Here is a 20,031-nt window from a genome sequence, read left to right as displayed (position 1 = left end):
GACATGAAAGGCGCATCGCTTCGTCATCAGCCCCCACAAGCACCGAGCCGCAAGCCGGTGCCACGGGGTGCCAGTCGAATGGTGGCTAAAGAGCCGATGTCGGCGCGCCTGCCGAAAGCCAACTTTGGTTTCCTCAAGGCGCTGTTCTGGCCGGTGTTGCTGGTGGTGTTGGGCTTCGGCACTTACGAAGGTGCACAGCGTCTATTGCCCTATGCCGATCGGCCAATCACCAAGATCAGCGTGCAGGGCGACTTGAGCTACATCAGCCAGCAAGCGGTGCAGCAGCGTATTGGTCCATTCCTGGCCGCGAGCTTCTTCACCATCGACTTGGCCGGCATGCGCCGGGAGCTGGAACAGATGCCGTGGATCGCCCACGCCGAAGTCCGCCGCGTATGGCCGGACCAGGTGACGATCCGCCTGGAAGAACAACTGCCCGTGGCCCGTTGGGGCGAAGAGGCGCTGTTGAACAACCAGGGCCAGGCGTTCACCCCGCGTGAGCTGGCCAACTACGAGCACCTGCCGCAGCTGTTCGGGCCGCAGCGGGCGCAGCAGCAAGTGATGCAGCAGTACCAGGCCCTGAGCCAGATGCTGCGGCCAATGGGCTTCTCCATTGCACGCCTGGAATTGCGTGAACGGGGCAGCTGGTTTTTGACGACCGGGGCAGGCAGTTCCGGCCCGGGCATCCAGTTGTTGCTGGGACGCGACCGCTTGGTGGAAAAGATGCGCCGCTTCATCGCCATCTATGACAAGACCTTGAAAGAACAGATTACGAACATTGCGAGCGTCGACCTGCGTTACGCCAACGGCCTTGCCGTCGGCTGGCGTGAACCGGCTGCGCCCACGGCAGCGCAACCCGCTGTCGCGAAGAATTAAGAAGAGGCAGGACCCATGGCAAACGTGCAAAGCGGCAAAATGATCGTCGGTCTCGATATCGGCACCTCCAAGGTGGTGGCGCTGGTAGGCGAGGTCGGGGAAGACGGCACGATCGAAATCGTCGGTATTGGCACGCATCCGTCCCGTGGCCTGAAGAAGGGCGTGGTGGTCAACATCGAGTCCACCGTGCAATCGATCCAGCGCGCCATCGAAGAAGCGCAGCTGATGGCCGGTTGCCGGATTCACTCGGCGTTCGTCGGCGTGGCGGGCAACCATATCCGCAGCCTGAACTCCCACGGCATCGTGGCGATTCGCGACCGTGAAGTCAGCGCAGCCGACCTTGAGCGCGTCCTCGACGCCGCCCAGGCCGTGGCGATCCCGGCTGACCAGCGCGTGCTGCACACCCTGCCGCAGGACTACGTGATCGATAACCAGGAGGGCGTTCGTGAGCCCCTGGGCATGTCGGGCGTACGTTTGGAAGCCAAGGTCCACGTGGTGACCTGTGCCGTCAATGCCGCGCAGAACATTGAAAAATGCGTGCGCCGCTGCGGCCTGGAAATCGACGACATCATTCTCGAACAACTGGCTTCGGCCTACTCGGTACTGACCGACGACGAAAAAGAACTGGGCGTTTGCCTGGTGGACATCGGCGGCGGCACCACCGACATCGCGATCTTCACCGAGGGTGCGATTCGTCACACCGCGGTGATCCCGATTGCCGGCGACCAAGTCACCAACGATATCGCCATGGCGCTGCGTACGCCGACCCAGTACGCCGAAGAAATCAAGATCCGCTACGCCTGCGCCCTGGCCAAGCTGGCTGGTGCAGGTGAAACCATCAAGGTGCCAAGCGTGGGCGACCGTCCACCGCGCGAGCTGTCGCGCCAGGCCCTGGCCGAAGTGGTCGAGCCGCGCTACGACGAGCTGTTCACCCTGATCCAGGCTGAACTGCGTCGCAGCGGCTACGAAGATTTGATCCCGGCCGGCATCGTGCTGACCGGTGGCACCTCGAAGATGGAAGGCGCGGTCGAACTGGCCGAGGAAATCTTCCACATGCCGGTACGCCTGGGTGTTCCCCATGGCGTGAAAGGCCTGGGCGACGTGGTGCGCAACCCGATTTATTCCACCGGTGTGGGCTTGCTGTTGTACGGGCTGCAGAAGCAGACCGACGGCATTTCCCTGTCGGGCCCGAGCAACCGTGACAGCTACCGCAGCGACGACGAGGCCAAGGCGCCGTTGTTCGAGCGGTTGCAGGCTTGGGTAAAAGGCAATTTCTAAAGATTTACCGCAACACCGCAGCACCGAAACAAGCAGTAGGCGAAAAAACTAGAGAAAATGAAAGGAGAGGGAACATGTTCGAACTCGTAGACAACATCCCCGCCAGCCCGGTCATCAAAGTGATCGGTGTCGGCGGTGGCGGCGGCAACGCTGTCAACCATATGGTCAAGAGCAACATTGAAGGCGTTGAATTCATCTGCGCCAACACTGATGCCCAGGCGCTGAAAAGCATCGGCGCGCGGACCATCCTGCAATTGGGCACAGCCGTGACCAAGGGCCTCGGCGCTGGCGCCAATCCGGAAGTCGGCCGTCAAGCCGCCCTGGAAGACCGCGAGCGTATTGCCGAAGTGCTGCAGGGCACCAACATGGTGTTCATCACCACTGGCATGGGCGGCGGTACCGGTACCGGTGCAGCGCCGATCATTGCCGAAGTGGCCAAGGAAATGGGGATTCTGACGGTCGCTGTCGTGACTCGTCCGTTCCCGTTCGAAGGCCGCAAGCGCATGCAGATCGCCGACGAAGGTATCCGTCTGCTGTCTGAAAGCGTCGACTCGTTGATCACCATTCCCAACGAGAAGCTGCTGACCATCCTGGGCAAGGACGCAAGCCTGCTGTCCGCGTTCGCCAAGGCTGACGATGTACTGGCCGGTGCCGTTCGCGGTATCTCCGACATCATCAAGCGTCCAGGCATGATCAACGTCGACTTTGCCGACGTACGTACTGTCATGAGCGAAATGGGCATGGCAATGATGGGCACTGGCTGCGCCAGCGGTCCGAATCGTGCACGTGAAGCCACCGAAGCGGCCATCCGCAACCCGTTGCTGGAAGACGTGAACCTGCAAGGCGCACGCGGCATCCTGGTGAATATCACCGCCGGTCCTGACCTGTCCCTGGGTGAGTACTCCGACGTGGGTAGCATCATCGAAGCCTTCGCTTCCGAGCACGCCATGGTCAAAGTCGGTACCGTTATCGACCCGGACATGCGCGACGAACTGCACGTGACCGTGGTTGCTACCGGCCTGGGCGCAAAAATCGAGAAGCCTGTGAAGGTCATCGACAATACCGTTCATACCAGCCACGCCAGCCAAGCGGCTGCCGCTCCAGCGCCTTCGCGCCAGGAACTGCCGTCGGTGAACTACCGTGACCTGGACCGTCCGACCGTGATGCGCAACCAGGCTCAGGCCGGTGCTGCGGCGTCCCGTAGCCCGAATCCGCAAGATGATCTGGACTATCTGGATATCCCGGCATTCCTGCGTCGTCAGGCCGATTAATGGAATGTATCAGGGCTATGAAGGTGATTGGTGTTCAGCAAAGGTCTGGTCTGCTATTATCGCCAGCCTTTGTTGATACCAGTTCGCAATTTGCGCTGAAGCGGTCCAAGCCATGATTAAACAACGCACCCTGAAGAATATTATTCGTGCCACAGGTGTAGGTCTGCACTCCGGGGAGAAGGTATACCTGACCCTCAAGCCTGCACCTGTCGATACCGGCATCGTGTTTGTGCGTGCCGACCTGGACCCTGTGGTGCAGATTCCTGCTCGCGCGGAAAATGTTGGCGAAACCACGATGTCGACCACGTTGGTCAACGGTGACGTCAAAGTGGACACGGTGGAGCACTTGCTCTCGGCCATGGCCGGTTTGGGCATCGATAACGCCTACGTCGAGCTCTCCGCGTCCGAAGTCCCTATCATGGATGGCAGCGCTGGACCCTTCGTATTCTTGATTCAATCTGCCGGCCTGGAAGAACAGGACGCAGCCAAGAAGTTCATACGCATTCTGCGGGAAGTGACAGTAGAAGACGGCGACAAGCGCGCCACCTTCGTCCCGTTCGAAGGCTTTAAAGTGAGCTTTGAGATCGATTTCGATCACCCGGTATTCCGTGACCGCACCCAAAGTGCAAGCGTGGATTTTTCCAGCACTTCGTTCGTAAAAGAAGTCAGCCGCGCCCGTACTTTTGGTTTCATGAGTGACATCGAGTACCTGCGCAAGCACAACCTCGCACTCGGCGGCAGCGTTGAAAACGCCATTGTGGTCGACGCGGATGGTGTACTGAACGAAGACGGCCTTCGCTATGAAGACGAATTCGTGAAGCACAAGATCCTCGATGCAATCGGTGACCTCTACCTGCTGGGCAATAGCCTGATAGGCGAGTTCAAAGGCTTCAAGTCGGGCCACGCCCTTAACAACCAGCTGCTGCGCAAGTTGATTGAGCAGACAGACGCTTGGGAAGTCGTGACCTTCGAAGATGCCAGCACCGCACCGATCTCTTACATGCGTCCCGTTGCGGCGGTGTAAGTAACAACTCTCTTTCTTTAGTTTTTAAAGGCTGCCTTCGGGTGGCCTTTTTTATTGTCTGGACACTTCCCTTGCCGGGCAAGCCCGCTCGCCACGAGGGCCGCTTGCGCTATTCAGGCTGCCGAGGCATCCACAATCCGATTGCGCCCCGTGTGCTTGGCCTCATACAACGCCCGGTCCGCACTGAGCAGCAACGCCTCCAGGGACATACGGCTGCGCTTGTCCCAGGTGCTCATGCCGATGCTCGCCGTAATCGGCCGCTCATCCCCGGCCATCCTTGGCAAATGCTCGATGCTGCTGCGGATATGCTCGGCGATGACCCAGGCACCCTTCGCGTCCGTATGGGGCAGCACCACCGCGAATTCCTCGCCGCCATAGCGCGCCGCGAGATCAGCCGGGCGGCGGATATTGGCGCCTATCACCTGAGCCACAATGCGCAATGCCGCGTCTCCACCGTGATGGCCATGGCGGTCATTGAAGGCTTTGAAGTGGTCGACGTCGATCATCAGCACGGTCAGTGGTTCGAGCGAGCGTTGCGCGCGGTCCCATTCAAGGCGCAGGCGTTCATCCAGGATGCGACGGTTGGCCAAGCCGGTCAGCGCGTCGATGGCTGCCAGTTCTGACAGCACACGTTCCGCGCGATAGCGGCGTCGCAGTTCGCGGCGCAGCATCCAGGTCAGCCATAACAAACCGATACACAGGATGCCGGTGGCGCCACTGGTCAGTAGCGCAGCGCGTTTCCAGGGGGCGAATACATCCTGGCTGGACAGTGCCACCACCACAATCAGCGGTAGCTCACCCACATTGGTGAAGGTGTACAGACGCTCCTTGCCGCTGATGGCAGAGATGGCCTGGAAGGTGCCACTGCCTTCATGCAGTATCCTCTTGAAATTCGGTCGATCGCTCAGGTCCTTGTCGATCATGTCGCTTTCGAGCAGCGGCTGCTGGGCCAATAAAAAGCCTTTTTTATTAAGCAGGTTGACGCTGCTGCTGTTGCCGATGGTGACGGTGTTGAACAACTGGTCGAAATACGCCAGGCGCATGGTCGCGACCGCAACGCCAGCAAACTCACCGTTAGGCCCCGACACACGCCGGCTGAATGCCATGCGCCAGACCTGGTCGCAGTCGCAATGAATCTTGAACGGCCGGCTGATATACAAGCCGGCCTGGGCGTCCTTGGTATGCACCTGGAAGTAATCGCGGTTGGCAAAATTGCGCGGGGTGGGCTGCAGGGTGGAAGAATCGGCGATCACCGCGCCATTGGCATCCAACAACAGCACTTCACCTTTGAAAGGCGCGGCGGTGGACAGGTCAAACTGCACCAGGTGCTGGATATTCGCAGAAACCTGGGACAGATCCTCACGTTGCCTGGCAGCAATCAACCCCTTGAGGGCCAGGTCGTAGAGTTCGACGTTACGCAGCACGTCGGCATTGATCAACTGGGCAATATTGGTGGTTGAACGCGTCGCGGCCTGCAGGGTGCTGGCGTGTTCGCGAATCAGCAACACCGCGACGATGACCACGATCAGGGCGACGGTAAGGCCACTGCCCAGAAGCAGTAATAGCTCTGGGTGTGCCGGTAGGTTTCGAACGCGGGGTGGACTCATCGGGCAAACTTCAGCGGGACAATACTGGCAGTTTAGTTGTACCCGATGAAAATTAAATACTCGGTAAAAAAGAAAGATCCGAGTGTCAGAACACGTTGATCGGATAGTCGACGATCACCCGGTATTCATCCACATCCCGATCCACCGCCGAGTAGCCATTGCTGCCACGATTGGTCGCCCATTGCAGGCGCACCGCCAAGTCCTTGGCCTTGCCGCCCTGCACCACATACTTCAAATCGATATCCCGTTCCCAGTGTTTGGCGTCCTTGCCATCGGCGCTGTACCAGGCACTGTAGCCACGGCTTTGCGGGTCGACCTTGGTCAGGTCGGTCTTACCGCTGATGTAGGACACCGCCGAGGTCAGGCCGGGCATGCCGAGGCCGGCAAAGTCGTAGGCGTACTTGAGCTTCCACGAGCGTTCGTTGGGGCCGTTGAAGTCCGAGTATTGCTGGGAGTTGTCCAGGTACACGCTGTCGCCCTGGCTGATGTAGTCGAACGGCGTGTTGCCGTTGACCCGCTGGTAGGCGGCGGTGACGCTGTGGTGACCCACGCCGACGGTGAAATGCAGGCTATAGGTGTTGTTGTCGATATCACCGAGCAGCGACTGTCCGGTGTCCTGGGTGTGGTAGTAGTGCAGGCCCGGGTTGAGGCTGACCAGGTCGTTCAACGCGTAGGTGTAGTCCAGGTCGTAGTAGTACTGGTGCCACACGTCCTTGAGTTCGGAAGCGTACAGGTTGCTGGTCACTCCCGGGATGCCGCTGAACGACACGCCCGCCCAATTCATGTGCTGGCTGTCAGCGTTACTGGGCAATACGCCATAGCTGGTGCCGATGCGTCGGTGGCCGCTCTGGTTGTAGAGCTTGGTGAAGCTGGCCTGGCCGCCTTCGAGCAACCAGCCGTCGAAGCTGTGGTTAGTCAGGCTCACACCCCGGAAGGTCTGCGGCAGCATGCGCGTCATGCCGCCGGCGATCACCGGGTTGTTGAGGAACAGGTCACCGGCCTTCAACTCGGTATCGAAGGCGCGCATCTTCAAGGTACCCCCTGCGGTGGAGAACGAACCGGGCGCTTTACCGCTGCCGTCAGTGCTGCCGTAGGGAAGGATGCTGGAACCGTCGGTGCCGCCACCGCCGTCGAGCTTGAGGCCGAGCATGGCGTGGGCGTCCAGACCGAAGCCGACGGTGCCCTGGGTGTAGCCGGATTCGAAGGTGCCAATAAAACCTTGGCCCCACTCCTTGCTGTCATCGGTGTGGATGTCGCGACGGTCGCGGTTCATGTAATAGTTGCGGGTGTTGATGTTGAGGTGCGAGCCTTCGACGAATCCGTCGGCGGGAGTGGTGTCTGCCGCGTGGGCAAGGGGAACGATCGTTGCTGCAATCGCGAGGAATAACGGGGTGAGCGTCAGCGAGTTCTTCACCGGTACAGCTCCTTTGGTCAATCGAAAACGGCCAATGTCGTGGGGGTGTGCCTGGCCTTTTTTTACGGCAAAAAAAAGCCGCTGAAGTCAGCGGCTTTAAGACAGATTCCCAGTGTAGAGCCCTGGAAATAAGTCGAGGGAAATTCGGGTAAGCGGGTCAGCTGCCTTTGCCGTCGCGCTCATCGATGCGTCAAATTAACGCAGGCGAGCGCTGCGATACAGAGTGTAACAAGATAATGACTGTTGCCCAAATCGCAACAGTGATGCTGAAGGCCATGTGAGAGGTGTCTAGACCGGCAAGGTAATGCCGAAGGTATTGCCACTGACGTCGCTGCGCACGAACACATCGCCGCCATGCATCAGCGCAATTGCCTTGACGATGGCCAGGCCCAAACCGTGGTTCGCCCCGCTGTTGCTGCGCGACGCATCCACCCGATAGAAGCGTTCGAACAAGCGTGGCAGGTGTTCGCTGGCGATCACCTCGCCAGGGTTGGTCACGCCGATGGCGACCTGATGCTCCAGCACATCAATGTTCACGTCGATCACCTGCCCGGGCGCGGTGTGCTGCACCGCATTGCTCAGCAGGTTGATCAGGGCGCGGCGCAAGTGGGCTTTTTCGATCTGCACCTGGGCGTCGCCGTGGACCTGCACCCGGACCTGGGCGTCTTCGAGGATGAAGTCCAGGTAGTCGAGGGTGGTGGCGACCTCGTCGGCCAATGAGCTTTCAATCAGCTTGGTGGCCTTGCTGCCCTGGTCGGCGCTGGCGAGGAACAGCATGTCGTTGATGATCGAACGCAGGCGTTCCAGTTCCTCGAGGTTGGATTGCAGCACCTCGAAGTAATGCTCGGCCGAACGCCCGCGCGTCAGGGCAACCTGGGTCTGGCCGATCAGGTTGGTCAACGGCGAACGCAGTTCGTGGGCGACGTCGGCGTTGAACGACTCCAGTCGCGAGTAAGCCTGTTCCACGCGGTCTAGGGTGGCGTTGAATGAGTTGACGAACTGACTCAGCTCCGGCGGCAGCGGCGACAGTTGCAGGCGCCCGGAGAGCTTCGGCGGCGCCAGCTTCTGCGCTTCATCCGAAAGTTTGCTCAGCGGCTTGAGGCCAATGCGCGAAACCCAGAACCCCAGCAGCGCTGCCAGCACCACGCCGACCAGCGCCAGACTGACCAAAGCCACCAGCAGATGGTGCTGGGTGGCACGGAAGTTTTCGGTGTCGATGGCGATCATGAAACGCAACGGCGGGCGTAGGTCCTTGGCCGGGAACTGGCTCACCAGCACTTTGAATGGGTAGTCGCGCCCCGGCAGGCGCAGATCGCGCTTACCCGTTGGGCCTTCGGCGAAGGCGCGGATCTGCGCGTCGGGGTTGCCATACTCGTAGTTCGGATCGCTGCTGACGACCCAGAAGCGAATACGCTTGTCTTCCTCACCCAATAATTTGAGCTTGGCTTGAATCTTCACCCAATGGTCCGGTGTGCCGAAGCGGTTCACGGAGGATTCCAACACGCTGTAGCGCGCATCCAGCTCCGCCCCGGGTAGCAAGCCCAGGCTGCGGTCTACCTGCTGATACAGCGCGCCGCCGATCAACAGGAATATCAGCGCCGCCACCAGGGTGAACATGCTGCTGAGGCGCAGGGCAATGGAGTTAGCCGACACTGCGATTCTCCAGTACATAACCCATGCCGCGAATGGTGTGCAGCAGCTTGTGTTCGAACGGCCCGTCAAGCTTGGCGCGCAGGCGCTTGATCGCCACTTCCACGACGTTGGCGTCGCTGTCGAAGTTGATGTCCCAGACCATTTCTGCGATCGATGTCTTGGAGAGGATCTCGCCCTGGCGCCGCGCCAATACGCTGAGCAGCGAGAACTCCTTGGCGGTCAGGTCCAGACGCACGCCGTTGCGGCTGGCCTTGCGGCTGATCAAGTCGATCCACAGGTCGGCGACGGTCACTTGCACGGGCTCGTGGCCGCCGCTGCGGCGGGTCAGGGCTTGCAGGCGCGCCACCAGTTCAAGGAATGAAAACGGTTTGCCGAGGTAATCGTCGGCACCTTCGCGTAGCCCGCGGATACGGTCTTCCACGCGCTCACGGGCGGTGAGCATGATCACCGGCGTTTGCTTGCGCGCACGTAATGCGCGCAACACGCCAAAGCCGTCGAGGCCAGGCAGCATCACGTCGAGCACGATCACCGCGTAATCGTTCTCCAGCGCCAGGTGCAGGCCCTCGACGCCCTCGCGCGCCACGTCGACGGCGTAGCCTTGCTCCGTCAGGCCACGGTGCAGGTAGTCGGCGGTTTTTTCTTCATCTTCAACAATCAGTACGCGCATGAGCCTTTTGCTCCAGGGCGGTGCCTTGGCCTCAGTGTGTGGTCGCCAGCTCGGCAGCTGGTTTGGGCCGGTGGAAAAATTTCTCAAGGTACAAGTATATGACCGGTGTGGTGAACAGCGTCAGCGCCTGGCTCACCAGCAAGCCGCCTACCACCGCAATGCCCAGGGGCTGGCGCATTTCCGCGCCGGGGCCGGCGCCGAGCATCAGCGGTACCGCACCGAGCAGGGCGGCGAGGGTGGTCATGATGATCGGGCGGAACCGCGTGACGCAGGCTTCGTAGATCGCATCTTCCGGCGACATGCCCCTGACGCGCTGGGCCTCCAGGGCAAAGTCGATCATCAGGATGCCGTTCTTCTTCACGATGCCGATCAGCAACACCAGGCCGATCAGCGCCATGATCGAAAAGTCCCGGCCCATCAGCGACAGCATGATCAGTGCGCCCAACCCCGCCGAGGGCAAGGTGGAGATAATCGTCAGCGGGTGCACGAAGCTCTCATACAACACACCCAGAATGATGTAGACCGCCACCAGCGCCGCGAGTATCAGCCAGGGCTGGCTGGCCAGCGAACTCTGGAACGCCTGGGCCGCGCCCTGGAAGTTGCCGATGATGGTGGTCGGCATGCCGATTTCATTCTTGGCCTGGTTGAGCATGATCACCGCGTCACCCAGCGCCACACCGGGTGCCAGGTTGAACGACAGGTTGGCGGCGGGGAACATACCGTCATGGCTGATGGACAAGGGCCCCACGGTCGGTGGGTCGACCTTGGCCACCGCCGACAACGGCACCATCTCGTTGGTCAACGGCGAGCGCAGGTAGAAGTAGTTCAGGCTTTCGGCCTTGCCGCGCTGTTGGGTGTCCAGCTCCAGCACTACCTGATACTGGTTGATCTCGGTCTGGAACTCGTTGATCTGGCGCTGACCGAAAGCGTCGTACAGCGCCTGGTCGACATCGGTAGCGGTCAGGCCAAAGCGCGCGGCGGCCTGCCGGTCGATGCTGATATGGGTAATGCTGCCGCCCAGTTGCAGGTCGTTGGACAGGTCGCGAAACGCCGGGTTGGCGCGCAGTTTTTCGGTCAGGCGCTGGGTCCAGGTGTTGAGTGTCGGGCCGTCATTGCTCTTGAGTACGTACTGGTACTGGGCACGGCTGGGGCCGGAGCTGAGGTTGATGTCCTGGCCGGCGCGCAGGTACAGCACGATGCCCGGCACTTTTGCGAGCTTGGGCCGGATGCGGTCGATAAACTGGCTGGCGGACACGTCGCGATCACCCCGGTCTTTCAAGGCGATCCAGAAGCGGCCATTGGCGATGGTCTGGTTGCTGCCGGTCACACCCACCGAATGGGAAAACGCCTGCACCGCGGGGTCATCCTTGACGATCTCGGCCAGGGCCTTGTGCTTGGCCACCATGTCCGGGTACGAAACATCGGCCGCCGCTTCGCTGGTGCCGAGCACAAAGCCGGTGTCCTGTACCGGAAAGAAGCCCTTGGGGATAAACACGTAGCCGACCACGGCCAGGGCCAGGGTCACCACGAAAATGGCGGCCATGGTGCGTTGATGGGCCAGCGCGCGGCGCAGGTTGCGCGCATAGCCGGCCAGCAGGCGCTCGCTGAAGCCGGGTTTATCGTGGGCGGGATGGGTCGGGGCACGCATGAACAGCGCCGCCAATGTCGGCGCCAGGGTCAACGAGACCACCACCGAAATCAGGATGGTCGAGGTGGCCGTCAGCGCGAATTCCTTGAACAACCGTCCGACCACACCGCCCATGAACAGCAGCGGAATAAACGCCGCCACCAGCGAGAAGCTGATGGACACCACGGTAAAGCCAATCTCGCCGGCGCCCTTGATCGCCGCTTCGCGCTTGTCGAGCCCCGCCTCAAGGTGGCGGTGAATGTTCTCCACCACCACGATGGCATCGTCCACCACAAAGCCCACGGCGATCACGATCGCCACCAGGGTCAGGTTGTTCAGGCTGAAGCCCATCAAGTACATCAGCGCAAAGCTGGCGACCAGCGACACGCCGAGCACGCTGGACACAATCAGCGTCGCCGACAACTGGCGCAGGAACAGCGCCATCACCGCCACCACCAGCAGGATGGCGATCAGCAGGGTCACTTCCACTTCATGCAGGGACGCGCGGATGGTCTTGGTGCGGTCAGACAATACGCTGACCTGCACCGAGGCCGGCAGCATGCCTTGCAGGCGCGGCAGCTCGGCCTGGATGCGGTCCACCGTCTCGACAATGTTGGCGCCTGGCTGGCGCGAAATCACCAGGTTGACCCCCGGAGTGTCGCCGGACCAGGCCTGCACGTAGGCGTTTTCCGAACCGTTGATGACTTTGGCAATATCGCGCAGTTGCACCGGTGCGCCGTCCTTGTAGGACACGATCAACTGGGCGTAGTCCTCCGGATGGAACAGTTGGTCGTTGGTCGACAGGGTCGACACGCTGTTTTCGCCGTAGATCGCACCCTTGGCCAGGTTGAGGCTCGATTGCTGGATGGCCAGGCGTATATCGGCCAGGGTCAGGCCGATGGCCGCGAGTTTGTCGGGGGAGGCCTGTACGCGGATCGCCGGGCGTTGCTGGCCGGTGATGTTGATCTGGCCGACGCCGTCGATCTGGCTGATCTGCCGCGCCAGCAGGGTTTCCACATAGTCACTCAGTTCGGTGCTGGGCATGCTGTCGGAGCTGACACTGAGGATCAGTACCGGGCTGTCCGCCGGGTTGACCTTCTTCCAGGTGGGCAGGCTTGGCATGTCGCTGGGCAGCTTGCCGGATGTGGTGTTGATCGCCGCCTGCACTTCTTGCGCGGCGGTGTCGATGCTCTTGTCGAGGGTGAATTGCAGCGTCAACAGGCTTGAGCCCAAGGCACTGCTGGAGGTCATCTGGGTCATGCCGGGGATGGCGCTGAACTGCACTTCCAGCGGCGTCGCCACCGAGGAGGCCATGGTGTCCGGGCTGGCGCCGGGCAGTTGTGCGGCGACCTGGATCGTCGGAAATTCCGCCTCCGGCAGTGGCGCGATGGCCAGGCGCGGGAAGGCAATGATCCCGAGCAGCACCAGGGCGAAGGTCAGCAGCAGGGTGGCGACCGGGTGGTCGACGCACCAGGCCGAGGGTGAACGGCTGCCGTTCATGGCTGCACCTTGGCGTCGACGGTCTGGATCACCTGCGGGGGTTCCTTGAGCACCTCCACCTGGGCACCGGCCTTGAGCCGCGACTGGCCATCACTGACCAGCACGTCACCGGCCTGCACGCCCTTGATGATGTTCACGTCACTGTTTTGATAGGTGACTTGCACCGGCACCACCTCAACCTTGTCGCCATTGACCCGGTACACGAAGTGCGAATCCAGGCCGCGTTGCACCACGGTCGGCGGCACCACCAAGGCATTTTTGTCGAGGGCCGTCTGGATCTTGATGGTCACCAGTTGCCCCGGCCACAGGCGTTGCGAGGCGTTGTTGAACTCGGCCTTGGCGCGCAGGGTGCCGGTGGTGGAGCTGATCTGGTTGTCGATCAGGCTCAAGTGGCCTTCTCCCAGTAAATCACCGGTCTGGCCGTCGGTGTCGGCACCCAGGTAGGCGTCGACGCTGGCCTGGGTAGGTGCGGCGATCAGGCCTTGCAGGGTCGGCAGCATCTGTTGCGGCAGAGAGAACTCAACGGCAATCGGGTCGATCTGGGTCACGGAGAACAGGCCCTGGGTATCGCTGGTACGCAGGAAGTTGCCTTCATCCACATTGCGAATACCGACGCGGCCACTGACGGGGGAGCGAATCTGGGTATAGGAAAGCTGGACCTGGGCCGCATCGATCGCGGCCTGGTTACCTTGGGCGGTGGCCTTGAGTTGGTTGACCAGCGCTTGTTGCTGGTCGTAGGTCTGCTTGGACACGCCGTCGTCGACGCTCAATTCCTTGTAGCGCTTGAGGTTGACCAGCGCCACCTGCAACTGCGCCTGGCTCTCGCCCAGTTGTGCCTTGGCCTGGTCGAGGCTGGCGCGGATCGAGCGATCATCGATTCTGGCCAGCAAGTCGCCGGCCTTGACCAACTGGCCTTCCTTGACCAGCAATTGGGTGAGAATGCCGTCGACTTGTGGGCGAATGACCACGCTGTGCAAGGACAACACCGTGCCGATGCCGCTGACAAAGCGTGGAATGTCCTGCTGCGCTACGCTCACCACCCGCACCGGGATCGCGGTCGGTGCCGCCAGTCTGGCCTTGGCTGGGCGGGTCAGCGCCCAGGCTGCAACCGCCACGACCACGAGGACACCCACGATCAGGGCAGTTTTTCGTTGAATGTGCATGGGTGAGGCGCCGGGGCAAAGGATGGGGAGAGTGAGCGGTCTTTATAGCCCTTCAACCCGGTCAGCACGGTGACGGCTAACTGACAGCGCTGTCAGCAAACTCCGACCATTCGTACAGGTGGTGGTTAAAGATCTGAAGCTCGCAGGTATACTGCGCGCCAGTGTGGCCCGCAAGCCGGCCTCGCATCATTTTTTGCACGCTCCGGAGCTTTCATGACTTCCCCGACACAACCCCCTGTTGAAGCGACCGACATCGTCGATCCGGCCAACGCCGAAGGCGTTGAAAAAGCCGAGATCCCGGCGTTCAAGTTTCCGTTCAAGCCGGGTGAGCTGGCTGGGGCCAGGAATGCGGCCCAACCGTGGTACAAAAACGGCGCCAAGAACGGCCATACCAAGTCGCCAGGCATGGCACCGCCGGGTACGCGTCGTTCGATGGGTAAACGCTGAGGTTAACAAGTCGCACGTTGTGTCGACTATTGCCTACAGTTTCTGCTGAAATTTCTGATTGTAGGTCTACGACCGTTTCTTGAAAGCTTGCACAGCCTTTGCTCTGCCCCAGTGGTTTCAGGGGGGAGTGGGGTGATGCTGGTCTTTCCGGAAAAGGACGTCTCCCTTGGCCCTGATACACATTTGTGTAGTGCTTGCCCTGTTGCTTTTGGCTGATGCCTCTGCGGCTGATGATCAACCACGTCGCGAAATCCGTTTTGCTGTTGCCGCCCAATTCCCCCCCTTCCAGAGCCGCGACCCGCAAGGGCAGTTGATAGGCTTGAATATCGAGCTGGGCAACGCCCTGTGCGTGCAGTTGAATGCACGCTGCATTTGGGTCGACCAGGTGCTTGCCGAAGACTTCACCTCCCTTGAAGCCAGAAAATTCGACGCGATCATGGGGATGGCACCTACGTCGCAACGGCGGCGCTGGGTGAGCTTCACCGATAACCTCTACCCCTTCACCACGCGTCTGGTGGCCCGCAGCACGTCAGGCTTGCAGCCGCGTGCAAAGTCGCTCAAGGGCAAGCGCGTCGGCGTGTTGCTGGGGAGCAATCGTGAGGCTTTTGCGCGGTCGGCGTGGGCACCCAAGGGCGTCATCGTCAAGAGTTTCTGGCTCAATAGTGAACTGGTCCGCAGCCTAATAGCCGACGAAATTGACGCGACCCTGCAAGGCACCGTCGAAATTCGTGAAGCTCTGCTCGACACTGAAGACGGTCAGGATTTCGACTTCGTCGGCCCTGCCATTTCGTCGACGTTACTGGGTGATGGCGTGGCCATCGCGGTGCGCAAGCCCGACACGGCATTGCGCAACGAACTCAACTGCGCCCTTGAACAGCTGAAGCAGAATGGCGAGTACCAGCGGATCATCCAGCCCTACCGCCTTGACGCCGTTCCTGCCGAGCAGTGATCGACCGCCGCGCGATGTGGCCAGTGAGGTTTAGGCGGCCCGCAGCGAAATAAACGCATAGTTGGCCGGCACCTCGGTGGCAATCTGCGCGCCGGCGTCCAGCAACTGCTCGGCGATGTCCATCCCCGATACATGAAACACCCATTCATTGGCCACGGCAGGCCGGTCGACTGCCCGCTCAATCGCCTGGGCAAATGCGCCCATGTCCGGCAGGTAGGCGGTAAACCCATCCCCCTTGAGCGCCGTGGTGCGAATGCCGAGCAACGCGCACACGGCCTCCTTGGTCTGCACGTCGTCTCGGTCGGCTTGGCGTGAGCGCTGGATCAGTTCCACCAGTTCCTGATCGATCAATTCACCACCGACGATCAACGCCGGGCCCTGTTCCCAGGATTCCGGCGGGCAATCCTTGGCGGCGGGGTTGAGCGGGATATGCGGGTTGATCTCCATCGGGTAGATGCGGCACACCAACGGGCGACGCTCATAGATGCGGCACAGGTTGTCTGCGTCAAGATTCCGGCAGCGCCCGGCGTTGTAGGCGGCAAAGGTGATGGCCACAAACGCCTCGGTGTTGCCGCTGGGTACCACCACCGAACGGCGCTCGGCATGTTCGCGCTGCTGCTGAGGCAGGCCCAGGCCATTTCCGAGGAAACCCTCTACCAGAACAATGACGTTACCGCCGTCCGCCGCCCACATACGGGCTTCCGCGAGGGTCAGGGGGACGTGATGGTCGGTGCAGCATTTGCCGCAGCCGACGCAGGAAAAATGGGTGTTCATGGCGGATCTGTCACCAGGCTATGTCAGAGGGTACGCAATAACGGTGACGGGTTTTTACCTCTGTCCACCGTTGTACTGCTCTGGAAGCAAGTTATGCGCCAGCGCCTGTCAGTCGTCGGCGACCACATCCCGCAGCACAAAGACCATGCCCGCGCTTTCGTACAGTTGTCGCGCACGCAGATTGCTCTCCAGCACCTTGAGGTCGACATAAGGTTCGCCGCGCTGCTTGAACACCTGGAAGCAGTGCAGCAACAACGCCCGGCCCAAGCCTTGGCCTTGAGCGCAAGGATGCACGGACAGGTTCTTGATAAATGCGCTGGTCCAGCACTGCGCCACACCGAGAATGCCATCGCCGTTGCTGGCCACCAGGCATAGCGTAGGATCGAATTCGGCATCGCTGACGAACAGATGCTGCCAGGCTTTCAGAGGGGGAACGCGGCCACCACCTTGTTCCTGGGTCATGCGCAGCACCGCATGGATCGCCGGGGCCCGCTCGTCGCGGTAATGATCCAACTGTGTATGGGCCGGCCATTGCGGCGCAGGCAGGCTGCCGGTGAGGTCGCGGCGCAGCAGTTGGAAATACTTCGCCACCGGTTACAGCCCCTGTTGCGCCACGGTCTGGGCGGCGACCACCAGGCACTTGGTCAGTTCGGGCGAGGAAAACTTGGTCAGCACGGCGTTGGCACCGGCCAGACGCGCCTTTTCGCTGTTCATCGCGCTGTCCAGGGAGGTGTGCAGCAACACGTAAAGATCCTGGAAGTCCGGGGTTTCGCGCAGGGTGCGGGTCAGGGCATAACCATCCATTTCGGACATCTCGATGTCCGACACCACCACATTGATCTGCGCGGCCGTACCTTGCAGCTCCAGCAGCACATCGATGGCTTCCTTGGCGCTGCGCGCGGTGTGGCAGGTCAGGCCGAGGTTGCGCAAGGTATGCACCGACTGCTGCAAGGCGACCTGGCTGTCATCCACCACCAGGATCCGCGCATTGCCGAGCACTTCCGCCTCTTCCATGGTCAGGTCGGTGGGCGCCGCTTCAATCGGCGCCGGGGCGATACCGTGGATGACTTTTTCGATGTCCAGCACCTGCACCAGCCCGCCTTCCACCTGGGTTACCCCGGTGATAAACGCCCGGTTGCCGCCGGAGCCGTAGGGTGGCGGGCGGATATCGGTGGTCAGGCAGTGCACGATCTTGCTCACGGCCTGCACATGCAGGCCCTGCTTGGAACGGCTCACGTCGGTGACGATCAGGCAGCCGCCGTCCGGGTCTTCCAGGGGCATTTCCCCCAGGGCGCGACTCAGGTCGATCACCGCCAATGAATTGCCTCGTAGGGTGGCGATGCCTTTGACGTTCGGATGGGACTCCGGAAGCTTGGTCAGCGGCGGGCAAGGGATGATTTCACTGACTTTCAGCAGGTTGATGGCCATGAGTTTGCCGCTGCGCAAGGTAAAGAGCAGAAGCGAGAGTGAGTCTGCGCGGGCTTTGGTGGTGGACATAAAAACCTTCTGTGGATCAGGGATGACGAACTTCTATTGAAGGTTATCGACTCGGGAGAGCCAGGCTTTAACCCGATTTTGTTTCGGGTTGGGCCCGTCTCAGCCCTTCCACACCTGCGGGTTCACCAGATCCTGCGGACGCTGGCCCAGCAGGGCGCTGCGCAGGTTGTCCAACGCGCGGTTGGCCATGGCTTCGCGGGTTTCATGGGTCGCCGAGCCGATGTGCGGCAGGGTCACCGCATTGCTCAACTGGAACAGTGGCGACTCGGCCAACGGCTCCTGTTCATACACATCCAGCCCGGCGCCGCGAATGGTCTGGTTTTGCAGGGCCTGGATCAGCGCCGGTTCGTCGACCACCGGACCACGGGAGATATTGATCAGAATCGCGCTGGACTTCATCAACCCCAATTCGCGGGTGCTGATCAGGTGGCGGGTCTTGTCGCTCAACGGCACCACCAGGCACACGAAATCCGCCTCGGCCAGCAACTGGTCCAGGCTGCGGAACTGCGCGCCCAGCTCCTGTTCCAGCGCGGTCTTGCGGCTGTTGCCGCTGTACAGGATCGGCATATTGAAGCCCAGGCGTCCACGACGGGCCACGGCCGCGCCGATATTGCCCATACCGACGATGCCGAGGGTCTTGCCATGCACGTCACAGCCAAACAGCGGCGCGCCGACGCTGGCTTTCCATTGTCCGGCCTTGGTCCAGGCGTCCAGCTCGGCCACCCGACGCGCGCTGCTCATCAGCAGGGCGAAGGCCAGGTCAGCGGTGCTTTCGGTGAGTACGTCCGGGGTGTTGGTGAGCATGATCCCGCGCTCGTTGAAGTACGGCACGTCGTAGTTGTCGTATCCCACCGACACACTGGACACCACCTCCAGCTTGCTCGCGCCTTCGAGCTGCGCGCGGCCCAGCTTGCGACCCACGCCGATCAAACCGTGGGCGTGGGGCAGGGCTTCATTGAATTGAGCGTTGATATCGCCCAGCTTGGGGTTGGGCGCGATTACGTCGAAATCCTGTTGCAGGCGTTCGATCATTTCCGGGGTGACACGGCTGAAGGCGAGGACGGTCTTTTTCATTGCAGGCGGGCTCATCGACTACGGAAGAATGCCAAGCAAGCTAACATTCCTTGCCACTGTTGTCAGGACACTGCAGACCTAAAGTGGGCAGGGAAAAATGTGGGAGGGGGCTTGCTCCCGATAGCGGTGCGTCAGTCGCCAGATGTATTGACCGATCCACTGCCATCGGGAGCAAGCCCCCTCCCACATTTGACCTGTATCGCCTGGTAGAAATCAGTTCGCCAGCCGCGCACCGCTCAGGCTGCCGCTCAATTCATACGCCACCAGCTCTGCCTGGTGCGCCGCCAGGATCTCAGGCAGCGAGCCGCGCAGGTATTCCACCCAGGTCTTGATCTTCGCATCCAGGTACTGGCGCGAGGGGTAGATGGCGTACAGGTTCAGTTCCTGGGAACGGTAGGTGGGCATGACCCGCACCAATGTGCCGTTGCGCAGGCCTTCGATGGCCGCATACACCGGCAACAGGCCGACGCCCATGCCGCTGGTGATCGCGGTTTTCATCGCGTCGGCCGAGTTGACCAGGAACGGCGATGTATTGATCGCCACGCTCTCCTGGCCTTCGGGGCCGTTGAAGGTCCACTTGTCCAACTGGATCACCGGGCTGACCAGGCGCAGGCAGGCGTGGTTGAGCAAGTCCTGGGGCCGTTGCGCGCAGCCCTTGGCCTTGACGTAGTCCGGCGAGGCGCAGGCGATGCTGTAGGTGATGCCCAGGCGTTGGGAGACGAAGCCCGAGTCCGGCAGTTCGCTGGCCAGCACGATGGACACGTCGTAGCCCTCGTCCAACAGGTCCGGCACGCGGTTGGCCAGGGTCAGGTCGAAGGTCACGTCCGGGTGGGTGCGGCGGTAGCGGGCAATTGCGTCGATGACGAAATGCTGGCCGATACCGGTCATGGTGTGCACTTTCAGCTGCCCGGCGGGGCGAGCGTGGGCATCGCTGGCTTCGGCTTCGGCTTCTTCGACGTAGGCCAGGATCTGCTCGCAGCGCAGCAGGTAGCGTTTACCGGCCTCGGTGAGGGCAATACGACGGGTGGTGCGGTTGAGCAAGCGGGTTTGCAGATGGGCCTCAAGGTTGGAGACCGCGCGCGAGACGTTGGCGGTAGTGGTGTCCAGTTGCGCGGCGGCGGCGGTGAAACTGCCGGCTTCGGCCACGCAACTGAAGGCGCGCATGTTTTGCAAAGTGTCCATGGAGAGTTCTCAGGGGAGATGCCAAATTGTG

17 protein-coding genes are annotated in these 20,031 nt (G+C 61.3%); 6 read left to right on the top strand and 11 right to left on the bottom strand.

Annotated elements, in window-relative coordinates; translation table 11 throughout:
- The first annotated feature begins 3 nt into the window (after positions 1-3).
- The 4 genes from HDC32_RS15565 (at position 4) to lpxC (ending at position 4,446) form a co-directional block, all read left to right on the top strand.
- Positions 4-873 (top strand): cell division protein FtsQ/DivIB, encoded by an 870-nt coding sequence (locus HDC32_RS15565; RefSeq protein WP_131698380.1) that lies wholly within the window; start codon positions 4-6, stop codon positions 871-873.
- A 15-nt stretch (positions 874-888) separates the two neighbouring features.
- The gene (gene ftsA, locus HDC32_RS15560; protein ID WP_027604757.1) at positions 889-2,151 is read left to right on the top strand and encodes a cell division protein FtsA; all 1,263 of its coding nucleotides are present in this window, start codon (positions 889-891) and stop codon (positions 2,149-2,151) included.
- 74 nt (positions 2,152-2,225) lie between these two features.
- On the top strand, positions 2,226-3,422 hold the full coding sequence (gene ftsZ, locus HDC32_RS15555) for a cell division protein FtsZ (protein ID WP_053131424.1): 1,197 nt from the start codon (positions 2,226-2,228) through the stop codon (positions 3,420-3,422).
- A gap of 112 nt (positions 3,423-3,534) precedes the next feature.
- Positions 3,535-4,446: a UDP-3-O-acyl-N-acetylglucosamine deacetylase gene (gene lpxC, locus HDC32_RS15550; protein ID WP_003171886.1), complete on the top strand. Its 912-nt coding sequence runs from the start codon at positions 3,535-3,537 to the stop codon at positions 4,444-4,446.
- Positions 4,447-4,559: 113 nt separating this feature from the next.
- Here the strand turns inward: lpxC and HDC32_RS15545 are convergent, their stop codons facing one another.
- The 6 genes from HDC32_RS15545 to HDC32_RS15520 all read right to left on the bottom strand — a co-directional run bounded on the left by HDC32_RS15545 (position 4,560) and on the right by HDC32_RS15520 (position 14,077).
- Positions 4,560-6,053 (bottom strand): sensor domain-containing diguanylate cyclase, encoded by a 1,494-nt coding sequence (locus HDC32_RS15545; RefSeq protein WP_184744621.1) that lies wholly within the window; start codon positions 6,051-6,053, stop codon positions 4,560-4,562.
- Between the two features lie 85 nt (positions 6,054-6,138).
- Entirely contained in the window at positions 6,139-7,467 is a 1,329-nt protein-coding gene (locus HDC32_RS15540) for an OprD family porin (RefSeq protein ID WP_184744619.1), read from the bottom strand.
- A gap of 288 nt (positions 7,468-7,755) precedes the next feature.
- Positions 7,756-9,120: a heavy metal sensor histidine kinase gene (locus HDC32_RS15535; RefSeq protein WP_145335297.1), complete on the bottom strand. Its 1,365-nt coding sequence runs from the start codon at positions 9,118-9,120 to the stop codon at positions 7,756-7,758.
- Positions 9,110-9,787 (bottom strand): heavy metal response regulator transcription factor, encoded by a 678-nt coding sequence (locus HDC32_RS15530; protein WP_027604753.1) that lies wholly within the window; start codon positions 9,785-9,787, stop codon positions 9,110-9,112. The genes HDC32_RS15535 and HDC32_RS15530 overlap by 11 nt, the downstream gene beginning before the upstream one ends.
- A gap of 31 nt (positions 9,788-9,818) precedes the next feature.
- Positions 9,819-12,914 carry a multidrug efflux RND transporter permease subunit gene (locus HDC32_RS15525; protein ID WP_184744617.1) on the bottom strand — a complete coding sequence of 1,032 codons (3,096 nt, stop codon included), beginning with the start codon at positions 12,912-12,914 and terminating at the stop codon, positions 9,819-9,821.
- On the bottom strand, positions 12,911-14,077 hold the full coding sequence (locus HDC32_RS15520; RefSeq protein WP_131698375.1) for an efflux RND transporter periplasmic adaptor subunit: 1,167 nt from the start codon (positions 14,075-14,077) through the stop codon (positions 12,911-12,913). Before HDC32_RS15520 ends, HDC32_RS15525 begins: the two co-directional genes overlap by 4 nt.
- 213 nt (positions 14,078-14,290) lie before the next feature.
- Here HDC32_RS15520 and HDC32_RS15515 point away from each other — a divergent pair, with 213 nt between their 5' ends.
- Positions 14,291-14,524: a hypothetical protein gene (locus HDC32_RS15515; protein WP_131698374.1), complete on the top strand. Its 234-nt coding sequence runs from the start codon at positions 14,291-14,293 to the stop codon at positions 14,522-14,524.
- Positions 14,525-14,690: 166 nt separating this feature from the next.
- Positions 14,691-15,473: a transporter substrate-binding domain-containing protein gene (locus HDC32_RS15510; RefSeq protein WP_145335291.1), complete on the top strand. Its 783-nt coding sequence runs from the start codon at positions 14,691-14,693 to the stop codon at positions 15,471-15,473.
- Positions 15,474-15,503: 30 nt separating this feature from the next.
- Here the strand turns inward: HDC32_RS15510 and HDC32_RS15505 are convergent, their stop codons facing one another.
- The 5 genes from HDC32_RS15505 to HDC32_RS15485 form a co-directional block, all read right to left on the bottom strand.
- The gene (locus HDC32_RS15505) at positions 15,504-16,247 is read right to left on the bottom strand and encodes a YkgJ family cysteine cluster protein (RefSeq protein WP_184744615.1); all 744 of its coding nucleotides are present in this window, start codon (positions 16,245-16,247) and stop codon (positions 15,504-15,506) included.
- A gap of 108 nt (positions 16,248-16,355) precedes the next feature.
- On the bottom strand, positions 16,356-16,838 hold the full coding sequence (locus tag HDC32_RS15500; protein WP_184744613.1) for an N-acetyltransferase: 483 nt from the start codon (positions 16,836-16,838) through the stop codon (positions 16,356-16,358).
- A 3-nt stretch (positions 16,839-16,841) separates the two neighbouring features.
- Positions 16,842-17,744, bottom strand: coding sequence for a chemotaxis protein CheV (locus tag HDC32_RS15495; protein ID WP_131698370.1), 903 nt, complete (start codon positions 17,742-17,744; stop codon positions 16,842-16,844).
- A 99-nt stretch (positions 17,745-17,843) separates the two neighbouring features.
- On the bottom strand, positions 17,844-18,818 hold the full coding sequence (locus HDC32_RS15490; RefSeq protein WP_090409267.1) for a 2-hydroxyacid dehydrogenase: 975 nt from the start codon (positions 18,816-18,818) through the stop codon (positions 17,844-17,846).
- 213 nt (positions 18,819-19,031) lie between these two features.
- Complete coding sequence (locus HDC32_RS15485) at positions 19,032-20,000, bottom strand: LysR family transcriptional regulator (protein ID WP_027604744.1); 969 nt, start codon at positions 19,998-20,000, stop codon at positions 19,032-19,034.
- Positions 20,001-20,031 lie beyond the last annotated feature (31 nt).

The sequence above is a fragment of the Pseudomonas sp. JAI120 genome (genome assembly GCF_014207255.1).
GTDB lineage: Bacteria > Pseudomonadota > Gammaproteobacteria > Pseudomonadales > Pseudomonadaceae > Aquipseudomonas.
The sequence above is the reverse complement of the archived record's forward strand: the minus strand, read 5'-3'. Positions and strand labels throughout refer to the sequence as shown.

Bases quoted from the DNA above. Each gene is read 5' to 3' on its own strand.
- HDC32_RS15565 (WP_131698380.1), top strand. From the start codon at position 4: ATGAAAGGCGCATCGCTTCGTCATCAGCCCCCACAAGCACCGAGCCGC.
- ftsA (WP_027604757.1), top strand. From the start codon at position 889: ATGGCAAACGTGCAAAGCGGCAAAATGATCGTCGGTCTCGATATCGGC.
- ftsZ (WP_053131424.1), top strand. From the start codon at position 2,226: ATGTTCGAACTCGTAGACAACATCCCCGCCAGCCCGGTCATCAAAGTG.
- lpxC (WP_003171886.1), top strand. From the start codon at position 3,535: ATGATTAAACAACGCACCCTGAAGAATATTATTCGTGCCACAGGTGTA.
- HDC32_RS15545 (WP_184744621.1), bottom strand. From the start codon at position 6,053: ATGAGTCCACCCCGCGTTCGAAACCTACCGGCACACCCAGAGCTATTA.
- HDC32_RS15530 (WP_027604753.1), bottom strand. From the start codon at position 9,787: ATGCGCGTACTGATTGTTGAAGATGAAGAAAAAACCGCCGACTACCTG.
- HDC32_RS15525 (WP_184744617.1), bottom strand. From the start codon at position 12,914: ATGAACGGCAGCCGTTCACCCTCGGCCTGGTGCGTCGACCACCCGGTC.
- HDC32_RS15520 (WP_131698375.1), bottom strand. From the start codon at position 14,077: ATGCACATTCAACGAAAAACTGCCCTGATCGTGGGTGTCCTCGTGGTC.
- HDC32_RS15515 (WP_131698374.1), top strand. From the start codon at position 14,291: ATGACTTCCCCGACACAACCCCCTGTTGAAGCGACCGACATCGTCGAT.
- HDC32_RS15505 (WP_184744615.1), bottom strand. From the start codon at position 16,247: ATGAACACCCATTTTTCCTGCGTCGGCTGCGGCAAATGCTGCACCGAC.
- HDC32_RS15495 (WP_131698370.1), bottom strand. From the start codon at position 17,744: ATGTCCACCACCAAAGCCCGCGCAGACTCACTCTCGCTTCTGCTCTTT.
- HDC32_RS15490 (WP_090409267.1), bottom strand. From the start codon at position 18,818: ATGAAAAAGACCGTCCTCGCCTTCAGCCGTGTCACCCCGGAAATGATC.
- HDC32_RS15485 (WP_027604744.1), bottom strand. From the start codon at position 20,000: ATGGACACTTTGCAAAACATGCGCGCCTTCAGTTGCGTGGCCGAAGCC.